The organism is Streptomyces sp. NPDC002125 (assembly GCF_053593715.1).
In genome coordinates this window covers 14,571-37,963 of the sequence record NZ_JBSFDD010000017.1, presented here as the reverse complement: position 1 = coordinate 37,963, position 23,393 = coordinate 14,571, and the positions used below count along the sequence as shown (strand labels likewise).

General features: G+C 70.3%; 31 protein-coding genes. 18 read left to right on the top strand and 13 right to left on the bottom strand.

The features are described from left to right. Nucleotides 1–2: 2 nt before the first annotated feature. The 13 genes from ACWCQM_RS26110 to ACWCQM_RS26050 form a co-directional block, all read right to left on the bottom strand. The gene (locus tag ACWCQM_RS26110) at nucleotides 3–305 is read right to left on the bottom strand and encodes a hypothetical protein (RefSeq protein WP_450917558.1); all 303 of its coding nucleotides are present in this window, start codon (nucleotides 303–305) and stop codon (nucleotides 3–5) included. Between the two features lie 31 nt (nucleotides 306–336). Then, complete coding sequence (locus tag ACWCQM_RS26105; protein WP_450917557.1) at nucleotides 337–1,524, bottom strand: MFS transporter; 1,188 nt, start codon at nucleotides 1,522–1,524, stop codon at nucleotides 337–339. Between the two features lie 44 nt (nucleotides 1,525–1,568). After that, nucleotides 1,569–2,087 (bottom strand): regulator, encoded by a 519-nt coding sequence (locus ACWCQM_RS26100; RefSeq protein ID WP_450917556.1) that lies wholly within the window; start codon nucleotides 2,085–2,087, stop codon nucleotides 1,569–1,571. Then, nucleotides 2,084–2,926: a winged helix-turn-helix transcriptional regulator gene (locus ACWCQM_RS26095; protein ID WP_450917555.1), complete on the bottom strand. Its 843-nt coding sequence runs from the start codon at nucleotides 2,924–2,926 to the stop codon at nucleotides 2,084–2,086. The genes ACWCQM_RS26100 and ACWCQM_RS26095 overlap by 4 nt, the downstream gene beginning before the upstream one ends. A 37-nt stretch (nucleotides 2,927–2,963) precedes the next feature. Further along, the gene (locus ACWCQM_RS26090; RefSeq protein WP_406330006.1) at nucleotides 2,964–3,392 is read right to left on the bottom strand and encodes a hypothetical protein; all 429 of its coding nucleotides are present in this window, start codon (nucleotides 3,390–3,392) and stop codon (nucleotides 2,964–2,966) included. A 10-nt stretch (nucleotides 3,393–3,402) separates the two neighbouring features. Beyond that, nucleotides 3,403–3,846: a hypothetical protein gene (locus ACWCQM_RS26085; protein WP_450917554.1), complete on the bottom strand. Its 444-nt coding sequence runs from the start codon at nucleotides 3,844–3,846 to the stop codon at nucleotides 3,403–3,405. Then, nucleotides 3,843–4,325, bottom strand: a complete 483-nt coding sequence (locus ACWCQM_RS26080) for a hypothetical protein (RefSeq protein WP_450917553.1) — start codon at nucleotides 4,323–4,325, stop codon at nucleotides 3,843–3,845. The genes ACWCQM_RS26085 and ACWCQM_RS26080 overlap by 4 nt, the downstream gene beginning before the upstream one ends. Nucleotides 4,326–4,425: 100 nt before the next feature. Next, nucleotides 4,426–4,773 carry an SH3 domain-containing protein gene (locus tag ACWCQM_RS26075; protein WP_450917552.1) on the bottom strand — a complete coding sequence of 116 codons (348 nt, stop codon included), beginning with the start codon at nucleotides 4,771–4,773 and terminating at the stop codon, nucleotides 4,426–4,428. Between the two features lie 149 nt (nucleotides 4,774–4,922). Continuing rightward, the gene (locus ACWCQM_RS26070; protein ID WP_450917657.1) at nucleotides 4,923–5,666 is read right to left on the bottom strand and encodes a hypothetical protein; all 744 of its coding nucleotides are present in this window, start codon (nucleotides 5,664–5,666) and stop codon (nucleotides 4,923–4,925) included. 17 nt (nucleotides 5,667–5,683) lie between these two features. Next, nucleotides 5,684–6,382 (bottom strand): hypothetical protein, encoded by a 699-nt coding sequence (locus tag ACWCQM_RS26065; protein ID WP_450917551.1) that lies wholly within the window; start codon nucleotides 6,380–6,382, stop codon nucleotides 5,684–5,686. An 18-nt stretch (nucleotides 6,383–6,400) separates the two neighbouring features. Next, on the bottom strand, nucleotides 6,401–6,886 hold the full coding sequence (locus tag ACWCQM_RS26060; protein WP_450917550.1) for a hypothetical protein: 486 nt from the start codon (nucleotides 6,884–6,886) through the stop codon (nucleotides 6,401–6,403). Further along, nucleotides 6,883–7,434: a DUF4913 domain-containing protein gene (locus tag ACWCQM_RS26055; protein WP_356118244.1), complete on the bottom strand. Its 552-nt coding sequence runs from the start codon at nucleotides 7,432–7,434 to the stop codon at nucleotides 6,883–6,885. Before ACWCQM_RS26055 ends, ACWCQM_RS26060 begins: the two co-directional genes overlap by 4 nt. Before the next feature lie 241 nt (nucleotides 7,435–7,675). Next, nucleotides 7,676–8,431, bottom strand: a complete 756-nt coding sequence (locus ACWCQM_RS26050; RefSeq protein WP_450917549.1) for a DNA-methyltransferase — start codon at nucleotides 8,429–8,431, stop codon at nucleotides 7,676–7,678. Between the two features lie 454 nt (nucleotides 8,432–8,885). On the opposite strand from ACWCQM_RS26050, the gene ACWCQM_RS26045 reads away from it, so the two are divergent. From ACWCQM_RS26045 to ACWCQM_RS25960, 18 genes are all read left to right on the top strand, one after another. Beyond that, nucleotides 8,886–10,004, top strand: coding sequence for a C40 family peptidase (locus ACWCQM_RS26045; protein WP_450917548.1), 1,119 nt, complete (start codon nucleotides 8,886–8,888; stop codon nucleotides 10,002–10,004). A gap of 133 nt (nucleotides 10,005–10,137) precedes the next feature. Then, the gene (locus tag ACWCQM_RS26040) at nucleotides 10,138–10,452 is read left to right on the top strand and encodes a DUF6112 family protein (RefSeq protein WP_104784105.1); all 315 of its coding nucleotides are present in this window, start codon (nucleotides 10,138–10,140) and stop codon (nucleotides 10,450–10,452) included. Next, nucleotides 10,452–11,144 (top strand): hypothetical protein, encoded by a 693-nt coding sequence (locus ACWCQM_RS26035; protein ID WP_450917547.1) that lies wholly within the window; start codon nucleotides 10,452–10,454, stop codon nucleotides 11,142–11,144. The genes ACWCQM_RS26040 and ACWCQM_RS26035 overlap by 1 nt, the downstream gene beginning before the upstream one ends. 35 nt (nucleotides 11,145–11,179) lie before the next feature. Next, on the top strand, nucleotides 11,180–12,553 hold the full coding sequence (locus ACWCQM_RS26030) for an SCO6881 family protein (protein WP_450917546.1): 1,374 nt from the start codon (nucleotides 11,180–11,182) through the stop codon (nucleotides 12,551–12,553). 75 nt (nucleotides 12,554–12,628) lie between these two features. Continuing rightward, nucleotides 12,629–14,101, top strand: a complete 1,473-nt coding sequence (locus ACWCQM_RS26025; protein WP_450917545.1) for an SCO6880 family protein — start codon at nucleotides 12,629–12,631, stop codon at nucleotides 14,099–14,101. A gap of 14 nt (nucleotides 14,102–14,115) precedes the next feature. Further along, nucleotides 14,116–14,268, top strand: coding sequence for a DUF4259 domain-containing protein (locus ACWCQM_RS26020; RefSeq protein WP_382982530.1), 153 nt, complete (start codon nucleotides 14,116–14,118; stop codon nucleotides 14,266–14,268). 25 nt (nucleotides 14,269–14,293) lie between these two features. Further along, nucleotides 14,294–14,731 (top strand): DUF6238 family protein, encoded by a 438-nt coding sequence (locus ACWCQM_RS26015; RefSeq protein ID WP_382982532.1) that lies wholly within the window; start codon nucleotides 14,294–14,296, stop codon nucleotides 14,729–14,731. A 28-nt stretch (nucleotides 14,732–14,759) separates the two neighbouring features. Next, entirely contained in the window at nucleotides 14,760–16,274 is a 1,515-nt protein-coding gene (locus ACWCQM_RS26010) for a VirB4 family type IV secretion system protein (protein WP_450917544.1), read from the top strand. A gap of 14 nt (nucleotides 16,275–16,288) precedes the next feature. Beyond that, nucleotides 16,289–16,861 (top strand): hypothetical protein, encoded by a 573-nt coding sequence (locus ACWCQM_RS26005; protein ID WP_450917543.1) that lies wholly within the window; start codon nucleotides 16,289–16,291, stop codon nucleotides 16,859–16,861. A 123-nt stretch (nucleotides 16,862–16,984) separates the two neighbouring features. After that, complete coding sequence (locus tag ACWCQM_RS26000) at nucleotides 16,985–17,155, top strand: hypothetical protein (RefSeq protein ID WP_450917542.1); 171 nt, start codon at nucleotides 16,985–16,987, stop codon at nucleotides 17,153–17,155. Beyond that, nucleotides 17,145–18,071, top strand: coding sequence for a hypothetical protein (locus tag ACWCQM_RS25995; protein ID WP_450917541.1), 927 nt, complete (start codon nucleotides 17,145–17,147; stop codon nucleotides 18,069–18,071). Before ACWCQM_RS26000 ends, ACWCQM_RS25995 begins: the two co-directional genes overlap by 11 nt. Before the next feature lie 60 nt (nucleotides 18,072–18,131). Next, nucleotides 18,132–19,151 (top strand): hypothetical protein, encoded by a 1,020-nt coding sequence (locus ACWCQM_RS25990; protein ID WP_450917540.1) that lies wholly within the window; start codon nucleotides 18,132–18,134, stop codon nucleotides 19,149–19,151. Between the two features lie 8 nt (nucleotides 19,152–19,159). Then, complete coding sequence (locus ACWCQM_RS25985; protein ID WP_450917539.1) at nucleotides 19,160–19,702, top strand: hypothetical protein; 543 nt, start codon at nucleotides 19,160–19,162, stop codon at nucleotides 19,700–19,702. A gap of 335 nt (nucleotides 19,703–20,037) precedes the next feature. Beyond that, nucleotides 20,038–20,364 (top strand): hypothetical protein, encoded by a 327-nt coding sequence (locus ACWCQM_RS25980; RefSeq protein WP_450917538.1) that lies wholly within the window; start codon nucleotides 20,038–20,040, stop codon nucleotides 20,362–20,364. Nucleotides 20,365–20,404: 40 nt separating this feature from the next. Then, nucleotides 20,405–20,863, top strand: coding sequence for a hypothetical protein (locus ACWCQM_RS25975; protein WP_450917537.1), 459 nt, complete (start codon nucleotides 20,405–20,407; stop codon nucleotides 20,861–20,863). Next, complete coding sequence (locus ACWCQM_RS25970; protein WP_450917536.1) at nucleotides 20,860–22,044, top strand: hypothetical protein; 1,185 nt, start codon at nucleotides 20,860–20,862, stop codon at nucleotides 22,042–22,044. Before ACWCQM_RS25975 ends, ACWCQM_RS25970 begins: the two co-directional genes overlap by 4 nt. Nucleotides 22,045–22,098: 54 nt before the next feature. Continuing rightward, nucleotides 22,099–23,121, top strand: coding sequence for a hypothetical protein (locus ACWCQM_RS25965; RefSeq protein WP_450917535.1), 1,023 nt, complete (start codon nucleotides 22,099–22,101; stop codon nucleotides 23,119–23,121). Nucleotides 23,122–23,158: 37 nt separating this feature from the next. Further along, nucleotides 23,159–23,380: a hypothetical protein gene (locus tag ACWCQM_RS25960; protein ID WP_450917656.1), complete on the top strand. Its 222-nt coding sequence runs from the start codon at nucleotides 23,159–23,161 to the stop codon at nucleotides 23,378–23,380. Nucleotides 23,381–23,393: the final 13 nt, after the last annotated feature.

Sequence of the window (23,393 nt, the reverse complement as noted above, 5' to 3'; positions counted from 1 at the left end):
TCTCAAGCGGCACGGCGTCGGCGCAGCTCGAACGCACTGGTCCAGTGCGGGTGTTCGTCGATCAGGCGGCGGGCGTAGAGGGCTGTGTAGCTGTTGTTCAGCCCAACGACGCCGTACGGAAGCTGACGGCGCAGGTCCTCGAAGAGGTCCTTCAAGCTGACGCGGGTGGCGCCTGCGGCCAGGCGGCGGGCGGCCAGGCGTTCCAGCGCGCGGTAGACGTGTGGGTTGGCCGCGTCGAAGGCGCGGAACTGCTCGGTGATGCTGCGACCGCTCGCGCGGTGTGATCCGAGGATGGGGGTGGTCATGAGGTTCTCCACAGGCTCGGGGCGTGGCGGATCAGGTGCGCAGGGTGGGGTCGGTGCGCAGCCGGGCGAAGGCGCAGAACAGGCCGAGGGCCTGCAGTGCGGCGCAGGCGGTGATGACGTGACCCAGTGCGTCCGGCGGGGTGAGCGCGGTGAGCACGCCGGCGAGGGGGAAGGGCAGCAGGAGGATGAGGATGGTCACCGAGAGAGTGCTGCCGAACTTCTCCGGAGGGATCAGGCGGGAGCGAAGGGTCCGCAGGACGACTGTCATGCCGCCTTCGGCCGCCATGAGGACCGCGATCAGGATCAGGTAGGACAGGTAGCCGGGGGCCTGGGCAGCAGCAAGACAGGCGAGCGAGGCGAGGGCGGCGCAGGTGGCGCCGACCGGCCACAGTCCCAGGCGGTCGAGGGCGAACCGGCAGAGGGTGACGCTGAGGAGGGTTGCTCCAGCGGCTGCGGACCAGACCAAACCGACGGCCGTGGTGGACTGCCCGAAGTGCTTGACGACGATCACCGGGCCGGCCGCCTGGAGGAGCCCGGTGGCCAGGTTGGACAGGGTCAGTCCGGTCACGAGCCAGCCGAGAGCGGGAAGGGAACGGATGGTGCGCCACCCGGTAAGCAGTCCGGCGCCCGGCTGCCCCTTCGGTGCGCGGGCGGGGACGACGGGCGAGGGGGGTGTGCGCAGGGCGAGCAGCGCGGCGAGAAACGAGAACGTGGTGATCACGGCAAGCATGGGCGGTGGCCCGGCGAGCAGGAGCAGTCCGGCGAGCGCCGGGCCGGCCAGGGTCGCCGTCTGGTCGATGCCGAGCAGGACGGCCTGGACGCGGTGGGCCCGCGCCTCCGCTCGGCGACCGGCGGCTGCGCCTGCGGTCTCGGCCGCGATGTAACTGAACTCGGTGAGCATGCCGGTGGTCGCCGCGAGCCCCATCACGGTCACGCTCGCGACGAGGCCGGAGGGGTGGAGGTGCAGCAGGACCGCCCCGGCGGCGAGGACCAGCGTGCGTCCCAGAGAGGCGAGGTGGAAGACGACCGCCGCCCCGCGCCTGTCGACGATCGATCCGGCCCATCCGAACGCCATCAGCCGCGGGATCCACTCCAGAGCGAAAGCGGTACCGGTCAGTGCGGCGGAGTTCGTAGTGGCCAGGACCAGCAGTGGGATGCCGTACGTGGACATCGCGGACGCCAACGCGTCCGCTGTGCGCGGCAGGTAGATGCCATGCATCAGCCCGGCGGTGTGGCGTGTGGGCTGGGGTGCAATCGCTGCGCTCACGCGACCGGCTCGGGCTCGGGTACCCGGGTGGTCTGGGGGTTGGCGGCCAGCCACTGGATCAGCAGAGCGCGGACACGGCCGAGGTCTGCCACAGCCGCGGCGCTCGACAGGCGCGCGCCCCACGGCCACGAACTGCCGTCGGCGTCCTGGGCCACGAGTGACGGGACTAGCAGGTCGAGGACGTGTCGGATGCGGCTGCTGAACTCGCAGACCAGTGTCGGGTAGTCGTGGCGGCGGGCCCAGCGAGCTGCCGCGTCGTACAGATCCGCCAATTCCGACCCGGGCTCGGTGAGTTCCAGTCCAGTACCGGGTGTGGTCCGGACGAGACCGTGGGCGCGTGCGGCTTCGGTGGCGCTGCGCTGTTGGTGCCTGGGGAGGTCGGGGAGGGTGTTGGCCAGTCGTCGCGGCGGTATCGCACCGTTGTCGTCGATCTCGGTGACCAGGCGGATCAAGGGGCGTGAGGCCAGCAGCTCGACGGCGGTGTGTACTTCGGCGGGAGTGAAGAAGATGGTCATCGGCGCGGGCCTCCCGCCGGGATAGCCGCTTTCGGGCGAGCGGGCGTGGCATGGGAGAAGAGATCGCCGTTGTGCCAGGCCGGAGAGGTATCGAGCGCGCGGGTCTGCGGGAGGGCTACTTGGGCAGGCCGTGGCTGGCTGCTGAGCCACGGCCTCGGTGCGGGTTGCGTCTGGGTGTGCCCCCAGACCGGGTGCTGGGCTGCCTGGCTGAGGGGTTGCCCGGCCGACCACGCGGACAGGGCACCGAGAACGGGTCCGAGGCCGTCGCCCGCGGCGGACAGCCGGTAGGGCCGGCCGTTGCCCTCGGTGTCGACCAAGCCGTCGGCGACGAGCTGCCGCAGCGGCGGGTACACGTTGGTCCAGTCACTGCTGGGCATCACGATTCGGGCCAGAGCCATCGCGCCGACGTCCTGGCGGGTCTTGAGCACCCACAGGATGGAGGCGGCGTGCCGCCGGGTGAGCAGGGTGAGACTGTCCTCGATCTGCTCGATCGCGGGCACCGGGCGGTCCGCCGTCTCCAGGTGCTTCTCGGCCCAGGTGACGATCACCGGCAGGACCGGCAGAAGGGCCTCGCCACGCTCGGTGCGACCGTAGGTGACATGCCGTGCGGTGTGTTCGGCGCGCTCGACGAGACCGGCGTGGCACAGCGAGGTGAGCTTGGGGTGGAGCTGGCCGCTCTGCAGCCAGGACACCTTGGCCGCCAACTCGCTGTACCGCTGCGGCGGCCCGGAGAGCGCCAACAGGATCCTCACGTTCCAACGTGGGGTGATCATGGCGAGGGCCTCGGTGACCCGGGCGATGTCGGCGTCGGTGTCGGGAGGCAGAGCAGTGATGGCCACGGGAAGAACTCCTGGTGAGTAAGGGGGAATCGTCGGATCAGCGGCTGTGTGCCGTGCTCTGGCACGGAAGGGCCGGAGCCGGAAGGGGCGAAGCCGGGACGGGTGGCGAGGGAGTCACCGGGGACGGCTCCGGGGCCGGGACGCGGGCGAGGCTCTGCAGAACGGCGTCGAGCGACTTGGCCTGGACGTCGCGGACCGCGACGGCCTCGGCGAGCCGGCGTACACCGTCAAGGAGATGGGAGACCTCGTGCCGGCCGACCTGGCGCTCGGGGTGGATGAGCCGGGCGAGGTGGTCGCGGTGGAAGTCGATGCTGCGCTCGGCGAGGGCAAGGGTTGCGTGCATGCCGAGCAGAGCGGAGAGCATGCCGGGCGCCTGGCCACAGGCGTGGGCTTCAAGGTCGGCGAGCGGCGCGCCGTACAGGTCCTCGATCCGTCCGGCTACCCCAGCGGACGTGAGGTGGGACAAGCTGCGGCTTTCACGGTCGGTGGGCCCGGGCCGCCCCGGCACGCTGGGGTGCCGGGGGGGCGGACGGGGGCAGGGTCACGGTGGTCCTGAGTTGTGCCATGCGGACGGGCCGGGGCAACCGGCGAGGAGGAGGCATGGTGCGCAGCAGCGCTCCGAGGGCTACGCGATAGCTGTCGCGTGCGTCCAGGGCAGCCTCCAGCCACTGCGCATCGGCGCGGAGTTTGTCCGCCGACAGGTCACCCATATCGCGGTCCGGATCCATGTCCGTGTGCACGCGGTCGCGGACACGGGCGACCTGCTCCTCGGTGAGCGCGAGGAAGGAGCGAAGTTCCAGGGCGCGGGTGAGGGCAGGAGAGGCATCCGGCCCGGCCGCCGCCTCGTACAGCTCGGGTACCGGGGGCCCGAAGACCTTCTGCAGCTCGGCGTCCATGGTGCTGGCCTTGTCCCGGCTCATCGGACGGCCCCACCCGCCCGCGATGCCGACGCCGGCGCCGGTGTCCCTGGCGGGCGTTGGGGAGCACTGGTCTGCACAGCCGGCCCGGTTCGCGGGCGCAGGCGGGCAAGGCGTTCGGCGGCGAGGTCCTTCTTACCCAGAGCGTCCGGGTCCAGGAGCCATCGCACGACGATGGCCCGGCCGTCGCGTGTGGCAACGGCCGCGTTTACACGGTGGGCGAGGCCCATGGTCGGGTCGTCGACCTCGCTGGGCTGTGTTTCCAGCGCGGTCAGAAGGTCGTCCTCCGCGCGGTTGAGCGCAGCCTGGGCCGCGACCAGATGGCCGTGCCACTTGACGATGCCGGTGGCGTCAGGATTGGCGGTCGGCGCGGCGGCGACTGCTGCCTGCAGATGCTCCATGTCCATGTCGAAGCGCGCTTCGATCCGTTCGGTGAGCACGCCCACGACATCCTCGATGTCAACGGAAATACCGTCGGACAAGAGAAAAGCTCCGTTCTGGAAAGGCCAGTGCCTGGCAGAAATATGAGGGGCACCTGTCCCCCCGGTGGCTCGGCCAGAGCAGGCGCAAGCCCATGGCCTGTCAGTCCAGGCACATGCGGACGTCGCGGTAGACGTACGTGCCGGACACCCAGCCCTTGACGCCGGTGGTCCTGTCCGTGATGTAGAGCCAAATGCCGCTCTTCTTGTGCACGGTGAACTTGTGGCTGCGGTAGAGCACGCCCAGCGCGGTGGACTTCGTGGTGGCCTTGGACCGGATGGTCACGGCAGCCGTGTGGACCTCGTAGGGCAGCGGCGGCAGGGAGGAGCAGCTGCTCGCGGGGGCGGCGGCCACGGCGGCGGGTGCCGCGCTGGCGGTCGTGGCGGACAGCATTGGCACAGCGAGCGCGCCGAGCATCGCTGCGGATATGGCAATTCGGGTGGAGCGCATGCGGAAGAAACCTCCGTGAAGGCAGGGGGATTGGCTTGGAAGGGCACCGCGGTTGGTGTCGCGGCGGCTGTATAAGAGTCCGGAGAATCGCCGGTTTGGCTAACCGGCGATCGTCGGTTATGTTGCGCAGCTCGCGTCGGGCGTGGCGCTTAGCGGGAGCGGCCGGCCGGGCGCGGGGCAAGGGGTTTTGCCACCCCTGCCGGAGGGATGGCTGCGGCTGATGGGCGGACCGGTGGGAGAGGGCTGGCCTCGCCGGTGAGACGGTCCTCGCACCACTGCAGGGCGGTCTCCTTCGTGTCGAAACCGCCCTCGCGCAGGGTGTGGGTCCACGCGTCGGTGTCGACCTCCTCGACCACGACGCGGTACGGGCTAGGGGCTCGCTCGTCCAGGGCGCGCAGTGCCACGACGGTGACCATGTCGTCCGGGTCGTCGCAGGTGTAGGAGTAGCCCATGGCGTAGCGGTCGCCGTAGTCCGCGAGACGCTTCTCCAGCGCACGAGTCGCTTCGTCCGCCGGCGGAGGGCCCAGCTCGGGGTCGAGGCCGATGGCTTCGTGCGGGCAGCCACGTTGGATGAGCCACGACTGGGCCATGGCCGGCAGCGGCAGGGCAGCCCGCTCGAAGGCGAACGTCTTCTTCTCGAAGTCCCGTTGAAGGCGCACGGCAAGCAGCTGCGGCTTGCCGGGGTGCCCCCATGTGGCGGTGCGGTCGAAGAGAACGTAGAAGCTGTGGGGGCCGCTGTGGTGTTCGGCGAGGGGGACGAGCATGTCCTCGTGGACGGCGACCTGACAGTAGAAGTCGAAAGATCTCTCTTCATCAGCGTCGAAGTCGTCGAGCTCGAAGTTGACTTGGGGTATGGGGTTCCGAGCCGGTGCCGGTTCGGTGGGAGACAACAGGGGCCTTTCGGTGGGATTCAGCGCCGCTGCGTTGGGGTGGACGACGGTGTGCCGGGCCGGGCGGGGAGCTTGGGCGTCTGGGTTGTGGGGGTGCGGCGGGCGGCGAACAGCGTGGCGCGTCCGGTGTCGGTGAGGGCGACCGGTTGGCCTGCGTGCAGGGGGTGGCTGGTATCCCGGATGACTAGGCCGGCGTCCTCCAGTTGCTGCAGCCTGGCGTGAGGGATGCGGGTGCCGGAGGCGGCGGTCGCGGATATCCGGCCGGTCAGCAGGTGTTCGTAGAGCTTGGCGCCGCCGGCGATGGCGAGGAGAGCCGCATGGTCGTCCGTCGAGAGCGGACTTGGGCCTTGCGCCGAGGCCGTCGCGGCGGCCTCGATGGGCTCCAGGGCGGCCCTCACCGTCCGGGCGGCGGCATCGCGGGTATCGGTGGCCTCCTCCAGGTGGTCCACGGTGCGGTCAATACGCGTCAACAGGGCGCCGTCCACGTCGAACTCGCCGCTGGAAAGGCGGTTGAGGAGCTTGAGGTAGAACACGACGCCGGTCTGGGCCTTGGCCAGCTCACGGTGTCGGTCGACCAGATGGGCATGAGGCTCGTCCAGGACACCGCGGTCGCGGTAGGCCCACAGGGTGTCGATGTCGTGGCCGGTGGCGGCTTCGACGCGGTGGTCGAGCGGGGAGACCGCACGCCGCACTGGTGTCGGCGCGGGGTCAGGAGGCATAGGCGGGGCTCCAAGCGGTCAGCGGGCGTGATAGTGCGTGGGATTGGGTGCGGGACGGGGCAGGCCCGGCAGCGCGGTGGACGGCGGACCGGGCCGGGGCACGGGGCCGCGGGTCGTCAGCTGCGGCGGGCGGGAGCGTGCCGCGTGAGTGCGGGCGCTCAGCGGCCGACGGGCCATCCCCAGGCGGCGGCCGACTTCGTCGTAGACGTCGTTGCCCGCACGCGGTCGGACCGCGACGACGTGCACTTCCTTCGGGTGTGCGGACTCCGCGGGTGCCGGGCGGATGCCGTAGACGATGCGCCATTCCTTACGTGCGTCCACGAACAGCTTCCGGAATCCCTCCAGGTCACCGTCGAGGCGCAGTCCGAAGCGCTGGGCGTTCACGACTTCCTGCAGGTAGGCAAGGGTGAGGTCGCGGATGTCGCTGGGGGCTTGGATAAGGTCGGTCAGGGCTCGGGGGTCGAAGCTCAGGCCGAAGGCGGGCTGCCCCTGTCCCGTGCTCATGACGTCGGCTCGTCCGGCTCGGCAGGCCCGGCGGCTTCCGCCGAGGCCGCCGTCTCCGTGCGCACGGACGGCGGCGGGCCCGGCAGGAGACGGTGTGCGGGACGGTCGGGAGAGGTCATGCACGCCGACAGCGGGCCGCCCGGGGCGCGGATCGCCGCGACAGCGTGGGTGAGGAAGTCGCGGTGCCACACGAACAGGCCGGAGAGACCGGCGTCGGGTTCCTTGTGCTGCTGGTAGGCGAGCCACAGGGCATGGAGCCAGGCCACGACATCGTCGTGTTCCTGCCACTGCAGGCACCAGGGCGCTGCGGTGGTGACCTCTGAGCCGTAGACCGGGAGGAAGAAGTCGTCGACCCAGTCCGACAGGGCGTCGAGTTCGTCTTCCCGTTCCTCACCGTCGAGTTCCAGGATCGGGCGGGGCTCGGGCGGGGCGGCGGGAGGCGGCCCGCCGAGTCCTGGCATGCCGAACGCGGCGAACGGCGATCCGCTCGGCTCCGGAGCGGACGCAAGGTGGTCGAGCTGCTGCGCCTGCTGCGCCGACTGCTCCATAAGCCGACGGACGCTCGCCTCGATTCCCTCCAGCTGCGGATCCGGAATACGAACCGGCTCCAACTCACCATCGTCAGCGGGCTTTTTGGATTCGGGCATGAAAAGTTTCGGCCTCCTACGGGACACAGAAATAGAGAAGGACGGAGCGGCGACGCACGAGCCAACCGGTGATATTCCGGCTCTGCTGTGCCAGGATTCCGCCGAGGGCTCCAGTCGCCTCGACCGGAAGCGCGGTCGCGGCTCAGGCGGTGAGAACCATGTCGTCCTGGGCGAGGGTTTCGCGGACTGTCTCGGTGAGCCGGTCGGCCGCGATCGACGCGTAGTGCTCGGTCTTCTCCACACCGATGAAGTCCCGGCCTTCCAGCAGGGCGGCGACGCCCGTGGAGCCGGAGCCGGCACAGAAGTCGAGGACCGTGCCGCCCTCAGGGCTGATCTTGACCAGCTCGCGCATCACCTCGACCGGCTTCTGCGTGATGTGCTGGCGCTTGGACCCCGAGGGCTGTGACGCCGAGTACATACCCGGCAGGTAGACCGGGTTACGGGAGCCGTCGATCGGCCCCTTGGACGCCCAGATGATGAACTCGCAGTTCTGGGTGAACCGGCCCTTCTGCGGCCTGGCCTGCGGCTTGTGCCAGGCCAGCACGCCCCGCCACAGCCATCCGGCCGCCTGGATCGCATCCGTTGTCGTGGGGAGTTGGCGCCAGTCGGTGAACAGCAGCGCGGTCCCGCCGGTCTTCGTCAGACGGTGCGCTTCGGTCATGATCTGCGTCAGCCAGAACCCATAGCTGCGCTGGTCCATGTTCTCGCCGGTGAAGTCGGCGAGGTCGTTCTTGGAATCGGCTGAGGTGTACTTCTGCTTGGCGGAGCGGGTGGTGCGCTCCTTCGCGGTCCGGCCCCCGCTGTTGTACGGCGGATCGGTGATGACGGAGTCGACGCAGCCGTCCGGAAGGCCGGTGAGGACGCTGAGGGCGTCGCCCTGGTGCAGGGAAAAAGGCAAAGAGGAACCCCTATTCGGGTATGGGAACGCGGAGCGAAATGGGACTCACCGCCTCACGCAGTAGTCCTCGCGGGCTGGATCGGGCATGCAGAAGCCCGGAGCCACAGACCGAGGAAGGTGAGGGGGAGTCCAAAAACTGTAGAGGCGAATCCGCCGACGACCAAGAAGTCCTCCGTGAGGTACCGGATTCCGATACCTCACGCCGATTTTTTGGTCAACGGCCGATCCGCGCCTACTGTTTTTGAACCGCCCGGCGCACACCGCCGCGGCCACGCGTGGTGAGCGGCAACTCGCCCGTGCCAGCCCGTTCCTATCGCCCACCCCGGCCGCCGCGCCCTTCCATGACGCCTCGCGCACGCGGCACGCCGGTCACCGCACCCCTCAAGGACACGTTCATGACGTCTCGCTACCCGCCCATGCCCGAAAACGCTGACCGGCGAGCGACCGGCTCCGGTTGAAAGCGCTCGCCGCCGGCATCGGCGTCGTCTTCCTCTCCCCCATCCTGATCGCCGGCACCGGCATGGTGCTGGCAACCTCCGCCGACGCCGTGCAGAGCAGCGGCTCCCTCAGCAACTGCCTGACCGACATCGACACCGACAAGGTCGCCGAGCAGGTCGGCAAGATCCTCGACGGCGCATCCGGCGAGAACGTCGACATCGAGGGCCTGGACCTGCCTTCCGAACAGGTCCCCCACGCGCAGACGATCGTGGCCGCCGGCCTCTCGCTCGACGTCCCCACGAAGGGCCAGATCATCGCGCTCGCCACGGCGATGCAGGAGAGCCGGCTGCGCAACCTGGGCTACGGCGACCGCGACTCCCTCGGCCTGTTCCAGCAGCGCCCCTCCCAGGGCTGGGGCAGCGCCCAGCAGATCCGCGATCCGGTTTACGCCTCCGAGCAGTTCTACAAGCACTTGCTCAAGGTGAACGGCTGGCAGCAGATGACCGTCACCCAGGCCGCCCAAGCCGTGCAGAAGTCTGGCCTGCCGGACGCGTACGCGCAGTGGGAGAACCTGGCCACTGCATTGCAGGCTGCCATCGCCAAGACCTTCCCCGGCGGTGCCAACGACACGGACCAGGCCACGCAGCCGCCGACCCTTTCCACCGGCTGCGCGCCGGGCCAGGACGGTTCCGGCTTCGGTCCCATCCCCGAGGGGAAGGTCCCGAAGGGCTACACGATCCCCAAGGACGCCGACCCGAAGGCGCGCAAGGCCATCGAGTGGGCGATGCACCAGCTCGGCACGCTCTACCAGTGGGGCGGGTCCTGCACCAACGCACACGGCCCCGACCCGATGGGCCGCTGCGACTGCTCCAGCCTGATGCAGCAGGCGTACGCCCACGTCGGCATCACGCTTACCCGCACCACGTATACGCAGGTCAACGAGGGCAAGGCAGTATCTCCGGCCCAGCTCAAGCCCGGTGACCTGATCTTCAGCCGCGGTAGCGCCGCACGGCCAGAACACGTCGGCATGTACATGGGCGAGGGCCTCGTCATCGAGGCGCCGCGCACCACCAAGCCGGTCCGGATCACGCCGATCAAGGACTGGACGATTCTCGCCGCCCGCCGCGTCCTCTGACGCTCGCCCGGCACCGCGCCGGGCGCGCCGCCGCCGCGGCCACTTTCCGCACCCCGAGCGCACTTCCCCTTCCGCTTCCCCTTTTCCTCTGGCCCTCGCCTGGGCCGCGTATGCAAGGAGCCCTGCCACACCTATGTCCGTCCCTCTCGCAGACCGCGTCATCCATCTCGCCTACGACCCAGGAATCTCGCCCCAGGGCGGCGGGCTGCCCGGCCTCGCCGTGCTGAAGAACGTCGTCAACTCGATCAACATGTTCGGCATCATCGCCGTGGTCGGCGCTCTCGCCGTCTCGCTCGGTGTATGGGCCTGGGGCCACCACACCGGTGGCCATCAGGCCGAGGCAAACGGCAAGAAGGGCGCCCTCGTGGCAGCCGGCGCCGCGCTCGGCCTCGGTGCCGCGAACGGGATCGTCGCGTTCTTCTCCAGTCTGGGGTCGCAGGTTCACTGATGCGGACACGATTCCCTTCCCTCTCGGCGCTCTCGTACGGCGCGCACTGGCCAACCGGCAAGCGCATCGCGATCGTCGCCTCCGCCGTCGCCGTCCTTCTCGCCATCGCCGCGGTCGTGGCCCTGCTGACCGGCGGTGGAAACGGGCACCAAGCTCCTGGGGCCGCCGCGCCCACCCCGACGGGCAGCCCGTCCTCCACCGAGGCCGCCCCGAAGCCTTCCTCCGGAACGGGGTCGGTGCCCAAGCCTCCCCAGATCGCCGAGCCGGTCGCCTATGCCAAGGCGGCGGCCCAGATGCTGTGGTCCTACGACACCCGCACCACCAGCCGCGACCAGCAGCTGGCCGGTATGCACGCCTGGATGACCGACGAGAGCGCGTACGCCGACTGGGCCTCGGTCTCCGGCCAGGTGCCCGATCCGGTGCTGTGGTCGCGGATGGCCGACCAGGAGCAGCACTCCACCGCCGGCGTCACCGAGGGCCACTTCCCCTCGGCGTTCAAGCAGGCGCTGGCCGATGACCCGTCCGCGATCACGAAGGCGTACATCTACGTCGTCACCGTCAACGGCAAGCAACAGATCGCCTGGAAGAAAGGCGGCGGCGGAGCCGAGGAGCGGGCTGTGACCCTTGCCGTCCAGTGCCGCCCGAACCACGACTGCACCCTGGCCGCCATCGCCCCGAGCGTCACGCAGTGACCCGCGCCTGCAACAAGAACGGAGGGTAGCTCCTCGTGGGCTTCTGTGATCTCCCCCTGGCAGACAAGATGTGCGCCGTCGGCGACGCGATGGACTTCGCTTCGAACCCCGGCAAAGCCATCGGTGACTGGATGGCGAAGTCCGCCGGCGAACTCGCCGCCGCGGCGGCCGACCTGGCCGCCGAGGCAGTCGACACCACCACGAAGGTGGACCTGAACGCCGGCTGGTTCCGCGACAACTACGAGATGCTGCTGCCGCTGGGCCTGGTCCTGCTGGTCGCCACGTTCTGCGCGCAGCTGGTCCGTGCAGCCATCCGGCGTGACGGGCAGGCCCTGACACAAGCGTTCACCGGCACCATGAGCGGCGTCCTGTTCGCCTTCTGCGCCATCGCGTTCACGACAGTCGCGGTCGAAGTGGTCGACACGATATCCGACGGCCTGTTCAAGGCCGCGAACCTGAACATCGAGACAGCCGTGCGCCGGATCGTGAAGGTCAACCAGCTCGCAGCCTTGACCGGACTGGGCTGGCTCGTCCCGGTCGTCGCCGGTCTCGGCGCCGCCATCGGAGCGTTCCTCTACTGGTGCGTGATGATGGTCCGCAAGGTCGGCATCCTCGTCATGGTCACCTTGGCGATCTTCGCGTCCGCCGGTGGCGGCTGGGAGGTCGCCCGGCGCTGGCGCAAGGGCTGGATCGAAGCCACCGCCACCCTCGTGGTCTCCAAGCTCCTGATGACCGTGATCTTCGTCCTCGGCATCGCCGCCATGGGCAAGACCGAGGCTAAGGGCGGCATCGCCGCTCTGGCCGACGTCATGGCTGGCATCGTCATCATGGTTCTCGTGCTGCTGTGCCCGTACGCGGTCTTCAAGTTCGTGCACTGGGCAGCCGACGGCACCGACGGCGAGTCCATCCACCGTGCCGGCGGCGCGGGAGCCCAGATAGCCAAGGCACATGCCGAGAAGGCCGCCCGCAAGGCCGCCTCGGCAGCGGCAACCGCCGGGACCGGCGGTGCGGCAGCGGGAGCGGGTGCCACCCCGCAGGGCCCCGACGCTGGCGGTGGAGGGGGATTCCCCGGCGATGTCGCCGCCAACCCGACCGGCGGAGGCACACAGGGCAAGGAAGGATCACCATCCGGCGGCTCGGGTGTCTCGCCCGGTGGCGATGCCGTCAAGTCCGGTCTGGAGAAAGCCGTCCAGCCCGCACCGACCAGCGTGTCCGACGACACCAGCGGCCAGGTGGGCGGGAGCCAAGGGCCCGGCGGATCGGGGGCGAGCGCCACGTCCGGCCAGGGCGACGGTTGGCAGTCCACCCCGCCGACCACGACCCCGCCGCCCCAGGGCGCACCGCCGTCCTCCGGCTCCCAGAGCGCTACGTCCAGCGGGTCGGCCACACCGCCGGCGGCCGGTCTCTGATCCTCTGCCCGACTCCCGGGGGCGGAGCCACGCGCCCCGTCCCCGGGTTCCACCCGCGCCTCCAGGAACCGCCCCTTGACTGATCTCTCCGCCGCCCCGATCACGGTGAAATTCCCGCACCGGAGCCGCCGCGGCATCCTCCTCGGCCTTTCACTCCCCCAGCTCTCCTTGGCCTCGTGCACGCTGGCGCTCCTGCTGATGACGGTGATCTCCACGGGCCTGCTGGGCGCCGTCGCCCTGGCCCCGCTGTGGGCCGCCTCCGGTGCCCTCATCGCCATCCGCCGGCACGGCCGCTCCCTCATCGACTGGGCGCCGATCGTCACCCGCTACGCACACCGCCGCCGGACCGGCCAGACGCTCTGGCTCGCCCGGCCCGTTACCCGCCCGCGGCAGGACGGCGTCCTTCACCTGCCCGGTGCCGCAGCCTCCCTCAAGGTGGTCACCCCCGGTGACTCCGCCAATGGCGCTGCGGCCGTGCACGACCCGCACCGGCAGACCCTGACCGCCATCGCACGCGTCACCTCCCGCGCCTTCGCTCTCCTCGACCCGGCCACCCAGAACCACAACGTCAACAGCTGGGGACGAGCGCTGGCAGGCATCGCCCGCACCGGCCACATCGCCACCGTGCAAGTGCTGGAGCGCACCGTCCCCGACAGCGGTGACACCCTGACCCGGCATTGGACCCAGAACGGGCGTCCCGAGACTCCGGTCGCCGGACAGATCTACTCCGAACTCGTCTCGTCAGCCGGCCCCGCCGCCGCTCCGCACGAGACCTACCTCGCCATATCCCTTGACCTGAAGGCCGCCAAGCGGCTGATCACGCAGGCCGGCGGCGGTTTGCCAGGCGCGTTCACCGTCATGGAGCAGACGACCGCGTCCCTCGCCCAGGCCGCCCGGAACGCCGGTCTCATGGTGACCGGATGGCTGAGCGCCCGGGAGATCGCCGCGGTCATCCGCACCGCCTACGACCCCAAGGCCCTCGCAGCCCTCCAGCAGTGGTCCGAGACCGGCCGCGCCGAAGCGGAACCCGCCGCCGCGGGACCTGTCGTCCAGTTCGAGGAGTACGACCGCCTCGCCACCGACAGCGCCCGGCACGCGACGTACTGGGTGGAGAACTGGCCGCGCACCGAGATGGGAGCGGGCTTCCTGCACGGGATCATGTTCACCGCCGGAGTGCGGCGCAGCCTGTCCCTCATCTACGCACCCCAGGGGCTCGAGTCCGCGCTGCGGGATGTCCAGCGAAGGAAGGCCGCGATCATCGCCGACGCGAACGAGCGCGCCCGCCGCGGCCAAGTCGATTCCGAAGAGGATTCCGTCGAGTACGCCGACGTCAAGACGCGAGAGCGCCAACTCATCGCCGGGCACGCGGACGTGGCCCTGACCGGGCTGGTCACCGTCACGGCCGAGACCGATGCTCTCCTCGACGCCGCCTGCGCACAGATCGAGACCGCCGCCGTCACCGCCGGCGTCGACTTGCGCCGCCTCAACTACCAGCAGCCCGACGCCTTCACCGTCGCCGCCCTCCCCCTCGCCCGCACCACCTTGTAACGGAGGAGTCCTCCATGGGCACATGGGCCGCTGGCCCCTTCGACAACGACCTGGCAGCCGACTACGCCTTGCTGCTCGACCGGTCAGGCGTGCCCGAGGTTCTCCTCCGCCACGCCCTCTCCGAGCCGGGCAGCACCAGGTCCGACTCGGGCCCCCGTCGCCGCTGACCTCACCGACCCAGCAAGGACCTTCTTGAACACCAGTCCCGCGCACGAAGCGCAGCCCTATCTGCGTGCCGCCACCGCCGGCATCCGCCACCACGCCCGGAGCCTTCCCGCCCAGGACCGCCCCGCCGATCGCGTTCATCTGGACGTGCTGCACGCCCACTTGACCACGCTGCACCAGCTTCTGGACCAGCTCGCAGGCACCACCCGGCCCCAGAACCCCGCTGCCGGGCGCCACCTCGCCACCGCGCGGACCCGGCTGTGGCAGGCCGCCACCGAAATCCACGCAGCCTTCCACCGACTGCCGACCACGACTGCCAACTCCACCGAGTGCCGGCCCGAACAGCTTCCCGAAGGACCGACAGTCCTCACGATCTGCCAGCGCCACCTCGCCGCCGGGCACATCATCCGGCGCAAGACCACCCCCACCGACCTCCGCGCGCACACCACGGCATGCGTGCGATGAGCACCACCCGCAGAATCGAGCGCCCCCGATGAGCCACCGGCCCGACCGCCGCGCCCGCCGCGCCTCCGCCAGCCCTCTGTTCACCCCGCATGGGACCGACCGGGCCAGCCGCAAGGAAGCCCGTCGCCAGCTCGCCGAAGCCACCGCCAAGGCCCGTGCCGAAGCCAGCGCCCACCGGACAGGCCCTGCGCCCGCCGAGCATGAGACACCCGCTCCGCTCTACCCGTCGAGCGGACGCCCTGGGCCCGCCTCCGCCCGCCAGAACCGGCTGAAACTGCCCGCCCATCGCATGACCACTGCTGTGGCCGCCGGCGCGTACCCCTTCCTCGCCGAAGGCGGCCTCGGAGCCGAAGGCATCTACATCGGCCGCGACGTCCACGCCGAAGCCTCTTTCGTTTTCGATCCGTTCGCGCTGTACGGCAGAGTCGAGGGATTCACCAACCCCAACCTCCTGCTCGCCGGAGTGATCGGCCAGGGCAAGAGCGCCCTGGCCAAGTCCTTCGCGCTGCGGTCGGTGGCCTTCGGATACCGCGTCTACGTGCCGTGCGACCCGAAAGGCGAGTGGACGCCGGTCGCGGAAGCCCTCGGCGGCCGGTCCGTCGCCCTTGGCCCCGGGCTACCAGGACGCCTGAATCCTCTGGACGCGGCGCCACGCCCACAGGACGTCTCCGAGGCCGACTGGGTCGGTGAGATCCGCAAGCGACGCCTGCTCCTGCTCGGCTCTCTGGCCCGCACCGTTCTGGGGCGTGACCTGATGCCCATGGAGCACACCGCCCTGGACGTCGCCCTCGACGCCGTCGTCACCCGTGCCGCAGGTGCCGGCCACACTCCGCTCCTCGGCGACGTCGCCGCCACCCTCAACAACCCTGATGCCCTGGCTGAGGCCGCCGGGATGATGTCAGGACAGCTCGGTGACGCAGCCCGGGACCTGGCCCACGCGATGCGCCGTCTGGTCCACGGTGACTTGGCCGGCATGTTCGACGCGCACTCCACCGTCGCCTTCGACCCGAACGCGCCCATGCTCACCATCGACCTGTCCCGCCTTGGCGGCTCGGGCGACGACACCGCGCTTGTCCTGGCGATGACCTGCGCGAGCGCCTGGATGGAGTCCGCCCTCTCCGATCCGTCCGGCGGCCGGCGCTGGATCGTCTACGACGAGGCGTGGCGACTGATGCGGCACGTCGGTCTGCTGCAGCGGATGCAGGCCCAGTGGAAGCTGAGCCGCGGCCTCGGTATCGCCAACCTCATGGTGATCCACCGGCTGTCCGACCTACTCACCGCCGGCGACGCCGGATCGCAGGGCCGTGCGCTGGCCGAAGGGCTTCTCGCCGACTGCAGCACCCGGATCATCTACCGCCAGGAAACCGACCAACTCCACGCCGCGGCCTCCCTGCTCGGCCTCACCACTGTCGAGATGGACGCCATCGCCCACCTCAACCGAGGGCGCGGATTGTGGAAAGTCGCAGGTCGGAGCTTCATCGTGCAACACCTCCTGCACAGCCACGAACTCGCGCTCTTCGACACCGACGCCCGTATGCACTGAGGAACAAGAGGCCCGTGACACCCGACGTCCAACGCGACCTGATACCGAGCGATGACGCACTCCACCTTATCGGCACGCTCAACGCGATGAAGGACAAACTGCTCAACGCCGCCGAGCAGTGGCAGCTGCTGGACGAGAACGGAGACGTTCCGGCCACACCCTCCTACCCCGTACTGCTCCAGCACGCCGCCGACGCACAGACCCTCTCCCACGACGTCCTCCGGCTGACCGCCGACTTCGCCCGGAGCCCTCACCCCACCACCCGTGCCGGCAGCACCGTCCTGAGACATCTCGCCACGGCGGCGACTATATCGAGCCACGCAGCCCCGCACTTCACCGAAACTGCGCAGTGTGCCCTGGCACTGCCCCGGTCTGCCAACCCGACCGACCGGCACTACCTCAAGAACCGCATGGTCATCGACCATGCCTCAGCCCGCGCCTTCCTGCGGCGCTCCTCGGAATCCCTGCGGGACGCGGCCAAGGAACTCGACGACCACCTCGCCTTCCAGCGCTTCCTCGCGCCGCTCACCCGTCAGGAAGGCCCGCCGCTGCCTCTACCCCCCACGCCGGACGGTCGCCGCCGCTGACCGCACCGAACCCGAAGCCCAACGCACCCACGTCCCCCAAGGAATGCCCTGAACCGCCCCGCTCATTTCAGCGACGCCGACTGGGCCGAGTTCCAGCAGTGCCGGGCCGAGCACGACGACCTCATGGCGCAGGTCGCTGACCGCGAAGCCCATCTGGAACACCACCTGATCGCCACCTACGACGCCTACGAACTCGACTTCACCGCGCTTCCGGAGCTGGAAGCCGGCCCTGCCCGCAGGACACCTCCGCCGCACCGCTCACCGGCCTCCCGCAGGAGGAACCGTGGCCACTGACGAGGACAACACCCCCGACACTCGCCGCGCGACTCCCCTCGCCCCGCTTCCTGACCACCGCAACGTGAACACCCCGTGGTGGCAGGAGCTGTGGCGCCGCCACGCGCACATCACCACACCCCTACGAGAGCGCGGGCTGGAGTGTGACATCGAGTTCGGTCTCAGCGCCTACATCGTGCGCGTGTCGCTCCCCGACGACAGCTACCTGATCATCGGCCCGCCGCAAGAGCCGCCGTCCGAGCGCCCGCCCGGAGACCCGGAGGGCTGGATCGTGACCCGTGAACGCAACAGCGACCGGTCAAGTTATTTCGAGCGCATCTACGACTCGACTCCCCCCGCCTACCCCGATCGCCCCGAACAACCAGAGGCCCGCCACGGTGGCAGCGTCCAGCCCTTGATCGCAGCCCTCGACCATCACCTCGCGCAGCTCGGGCTGCTGCCCCACGCCGTCGCGCCCAACGAAAACCCACCCGTGCGCGCAGCCCATCCGCCCCACTCGTCCAAGGATCGGGACGTCGCCGAGAGAGCAGACCGAACCACCTACGCCTACGGCGACGTGCTCCTCGCTCTCACCGACCAGCTCAACGGGACAAACTCGCACGCGGACGCCGCCGCTCTGCTCCACCAGATCCTGGAGCCGACCCACGGCCTGCTGGAGCGGCTCGGCGAATTCTTCGAGGCAGCCGCGGAGAAGGCGAAGGAAGCGGAACAGGACGACGGCTTCGATCTGTCGTACGACCTCGCCGACGCCGCAGCCGAGATCCGAAACGTCGGAGAAACCCTGCACGTCGCCGAGAACCGGATGCGGGCACTGGATCCGCAACCGCCGGCACCCCGGCCACCAACGGCCCCGCCCCGAACTGCGCCCTTCCCTCCGCCTGTCCTCCCCCCGGCACAGCAGCGGCACGCTCGCTGACCTCCCCGCTCGAAGACCACTGGAGCCCACATCCACATCATCCGTCGCCCCCTGCCGCTGATGGTCGGCGTGGCCTGCCTCGCCCTGGCCGTGACCGGCTGCACCGACAACCCTCGCGCCGCCGAGGCCGGGCACGCACCCCGGGCCAGCACTGCGCCGAAGCCGACATCGACCCCCGCGCCCACCCCCGCGCAGGCACGCGAGGCCCTCGCCCGCTACTCAAAGACCAACAACCTCGCTCGCCTCAGCCAGGATCGCGCCCTTCTCGACAGCGTCGAGGGCGGACCCCGGTACGCGATGTCGCTGGCTGACATCAAGGAAGACGAGGCCCTGCCCGAGGCCGACCGGGAGCCGTACCGACCGTGGTCGTACGACCTCTCGGCCACCGACCTGTACATCCCGCGGCTGAAGGACGGGCAGCAGCGATGGTTCGCCGCCGTCACCCGGGCCGGCAGTCTGCAGCAGTACGCCCGCGTCCTGATCATGGCGCAGAGCACCCAGTCCAAGCAGTGGGAGATGGTCGCCACCATCGACCTCGACGATCCCGAACAGCTTCCGCAGATCGCGCTCGACAAGGACGGGTACGCCACGGCGGTGGACGCCACCTCGTCATCCCTGGCCGCGCCAGTCGGCGTGCTGCGCTCCGCCGTGACCGACAACTACGCCACCGGAGGCGAGCAGACCGGGAAGAAGGTCCTCACCCCGTCGGAAGCCTCCCGACGCCAGATCAAGATGCACGACGAAACGCAGGGAAAGTTCGGCCCACGAGGCACCACCCGCTTCGCTGCCGTCGACCCGCAGTTCGCCGACGCCTACGCGCTGAAGACCACCGTGGGGGCACTCGTGGTCTTCTCCCACACCCACACCCAGCACGACGCGGTGAGCGCACCGGGCCTGGGGATCGTGCCGGAGAAGCAGGACCGGGCCTGGCTCGGCACCGCCCCCGGCCCCGCCTTCACCTACACCTTCACCTGCTCGGACATCGCCGCCGTCCCGAATGTGCCCGAGCCCTCCAGCCTGCTGGGCTACGGCTGCCGCCGCACCGACGCCAAGGCTGCCGGCCCCAGCACCTCCGTCTAGAAGGACCCATGCCCCAGGATCCCGACTTCGAGCTGTACGACAACGTCGGCCGCGACGCCGAGCAGATCGCCGCCGCCCGCTACGGCATCGCCACCCGCGGTGACCTGCTCCGGTGGGCGAGGCGGGACGCCAAGCCGTTCCTGGCCGAGCATCCCTTGCCGGACAAGCCCGTGCCGAGCCCTGACCTCGCCCCGTACCTGGCCGCACTCGCCGCAGCACAGAGCCACGCCGAGGTCAGCGCCGTCACCCAGCACCTTCTGGATGCCGCCGAGCCCGCCCTCCGGGCGGTGAGCGAGTACCTCTACGCCGCCGCCCAGTGGCGCGGTCAGCACCGCGGCGCGGCGAAGGGCTCGCCGCCCAAACTGCTGATGGAAGCAGCCAGCCGCAGCCTGTCCGTGGCTGCCATCGCGGACCAAGCCGATCTGACAACCCTGCGCGCCACCTACGATCCGGCGCCGGTGCCGCATCTGCCAGATCGAGCACCGATCGCGACCGGGCTTCCCCCGCGCCCACCGCACGCCCCGCCCGCCGGCCCCGCACCCGGCCGGTAACCGTCCACCCCCTTCGGAGGCCCTCTCTGTCGACCCGTTCCTTCATCGCCCGCCCTACCCCCACCGGCTACCAAGGGATCTACGTCCAGCACGACGGTGTCCCCAGCCACCACCTGCCTCTGCTCCTGGCCGCCTACCAGCACAGGTTCGGACGCGACCTGGAAGCCCTCTCCCGTCACCTCATCGACGACGTCGCCGTCGGCTGGCAGGAGCTGGGCACGGACCTCCTCGACGGCGCCCCGCCCTCGCTCATCACCGCGCTGATCGGCACAGAGCAGTGGCCCAGCCGCACGCTGGACCACCTGATCACTCCGGACGGCTCCCCACCGGTGCGCATGACGGTCACCGACCAGACCGCCGACGCGCAGGACATGGACTGGGGCTACGTCCTGCACCGGCAGGGCATCGAGGTGATCAGCCTGCTCCACGAGAGCATCGGCCCGGTCGTGGACTGGTCCACCCACCCACACACCCCCTTCAACGACCACCACGGAGCCTGGTCCTCCCTCGCACCCCCACCGGGCATGCAGCCCATACGCCGCACCCGGTCCCGGAGCGCTCCCGCCCCGGCCCCAGCAGATGCCAGAGCCTCACGCCCCGCCACGGCGACGGACCCCCACCCTCGTCCCCGGAGCCCTTCCTCTCCCGCTCCCCGGCGCTGACCTGCTCCACCAACGACCATGTGAGGAGAACTCCACCCTCTTGGAACCTGGCACCCACTTCGTCTTCGGTACCCGCAAGGAACACGGCTTCGTCGCCTCTTTCACCCCCTCCATCTCTCCGCACCTCGCCCACTGGTTCCTGCTCCGCGAGCAGTTCGAACCCGTACCCGACGAACCTGGGCTGTTCCGGCTCAGCGAACCCGAGCGCGAGGGCATCCGCCGCACCCGGCAGGCCGTGCACGACCTGCGCAGCCAGGGATACACCGTGCAGGCCGACATCCCTCTCGACCCCGCCGCCTCTACCGACCCACCACGGCCCGCCCCGTCGAACGGCCTTATGGAGCGCCGCAGCCGTCTTGCACAGGCCGCCGCCGGCCGGACGACGCAAAGGGGTACCGCGCCCGCCACCTCGCCACCGTCGGCCCGGCCGATTCCACCGAAGCCCTCCTACGCACCGACGGTCCACCTGACGGCTTCGGGCGGGGGGCGGTCCCGATGACATCCGTGAACGGCCCCACCCCTCGGCTCTCGGCGGCCGACCTCGCGCACCGGGCACGCGACTTCCGGCTGCGGATGTCCGTCATCGGCTGCGAGACCGAGACCGCACTCGACACCACACGCGACCGCTACGGGCGAACCGTCCACGCAGGCGCCGCCGCAGCCGCCCTGGCCCACCGTGACCAGGCGGCTGTGGAGACGTACGCCAAGCACCTGGCCCCGTACGCCGACGCGCTGCTCGGTTCCGCTCGCCGGGCGCTGGACGAACTGCCGCCCGCCCGGCACCTCACCGGATGGCGGACCGTGCTGGATGGCCTCGCCGCCTCCACTGCCGAGATCCGCCGGGCCCTCGACCAGCCCGCCACCCCCGGCTCGGCAGCCGAACGCGCGCAGCATGCCGCGTTGTGGCCCCACCTCGCGACCTGGGCAGATCACGGTTATATCGCCAGCAATCTCGCCGACCAGGACCAGCGGCCCCACCACAAGACTCCGCTGAGCAGTGAGGAACAGCACGCGTGGACCGAGCGGGCCCAGGCGGCGCAGCGGCGCGGGGAGCTGGAGCTGACCGAGTCGTGGCACGCCGCTGACGGGCAGCCGATCACCCTCGCGTACCTGGTCGAGGACGACGACTCGACGGTGGTCGCCCTGCGAGGTGACCCGGACGCACCGGGCTGGCAGGTGATCGGTCACCATGTTCACGACTGCGAGGCCGGGCAGGCGCTGCCCGCCGCGGTCCCGCCCGGTGTGCTGCGCGCGGACGTCTCCCGGTTCAACCGCCCGGCACCCGCCCCTGAGGTCTCGTTGCAGGAACTCGTCCGGGACGTCATCGAGGCCCAGAGCGCCGGGGACGCGTCCAACGCGCTACTCACCGCCACCCAGCGCGGGTACAACGCGGGCCCGATGATCCGTCTCCAGGAACTCGTGGAGACCACGAGCCAGTTCGCTTCCGCGCTGGAGACCGTGCAGGGCCGGCAGATCGCTGTCCGGCTCGCCGCGCTCGGCCGGCAGCTCGACTTCCTCACCCGTGAAGTGCACGAGGCTGCCGAGGACCTCGGCGCGACCGTGGCCGTCCTGCCGCCGCACCGCACCCCCGTGCTGCGGGTCCGCCCACGCCCCGCCCCAGGGACGACACTTCCGGCCGCGCCACCGCAGCGCACCACGCCGACCGCGCGCCGCCCGTAGCCACCCCCGCACCCACCCGGAGACACCCTGACTGCCGCCACCGCCCACATCACCTTGTACCTGAGCCGGGAGGACGGGCTCGTCGCCCTGCCCCACGGCCCCGGCGCCGACTGGGCCCGCACCGCGCTGGATTTCTCGGCCTTCGAGGAGCACCACGAGGGCATCCACGTCCTGGCGCTGAACACCCCGGCCACGGCGCAGCACTCGATCGACACCCTGTACCGCAATGCCCAGCACTTCGGGATCACCGTCGACATCACGCGCCGGCCCTTCATCGGAGACGCCGCCCGACGTATCGCCCAGGCACTCGACGGGACGTGGGAGGTGGAGATCGGCAACCTCCAGCTACCCGAGTCCGACGCACGCCAGCGCTTGCGCTGGGCATGGTCCGCACCTGACGGCTCGCTGTCCTACACCGTAGGGGCCTACGGCGCACAGATGTCGGCCGCGGCGTTCCTCGCCCATGAGGACGGGCGGGAACTGATAGTGGCCGAGCGGCCGTGGGACAAGCAGCTCCTCGTCGGCACCCTCGCTCCCCATATCGACTTCCCCTCCCTGGGCATCCAGCCGCCGGCCAGCATCGTCGCTCCCACCGAGCAGGCGGCGCTGAAGAAGATCACCCGCGAAGTACTGCCCTCCTACGATCGCGCCCTGACCGAGGCCCATCTGCTGATGCTGGCCACCACGCTGGCGCAGGCGCGCGAGGCGCGTAGCAGTGCGGAGCATGCCGACCTTATGCCTCTGGCATCCGCTCTCCGCCAGCACGCGCCGTACCTGATCCGGCACCTGCGCAGCACACTTCCCGGGTCCCTGTCCGCACAGTCGGCCGCCGTCCTCGACCATGCCGAGGAAACGTTCGCCCTCACGCCGCCCGCAGAGGACCGGGCCGCCAGTGAGCTGCTGGACCAGTGGCTGGAGCACGGCACGCGCCTGAACGAGATGACCCGTTCGCTCGATCACGGCGTCGTCGACCGGCCCTCCCCCGCACCCGCCGCCCAGCCCGGGCTGCCCCAGCCTCCGAGCGGGCCCGCCTCGCCTTCGCCCAACACCCCATCGCTTTCCCGCCACCACCGATAGGAGATCCGCCTTGCCCGATGCACCAGCAGAGCCGTTCATACCGATCCGGCACACCATCACCGGTGAGATCACCACCACCGGCTACAACGCCGCCGCCCGGCGGATCCTGCTCCAGGACGGCTTCGAAGAGACGCCAGGCTGCGCCTGCCGAGCGACGGAACCCGGTACGGAGCGGACGCACGGGCCTGCTCGGCAGCCAGCGAGCTGCTCGTGGCCGGCCATGCCGTGCACCTGGACCGAGCCCTCGGTCGGCCGGTGAGCGCCGGCGGTAC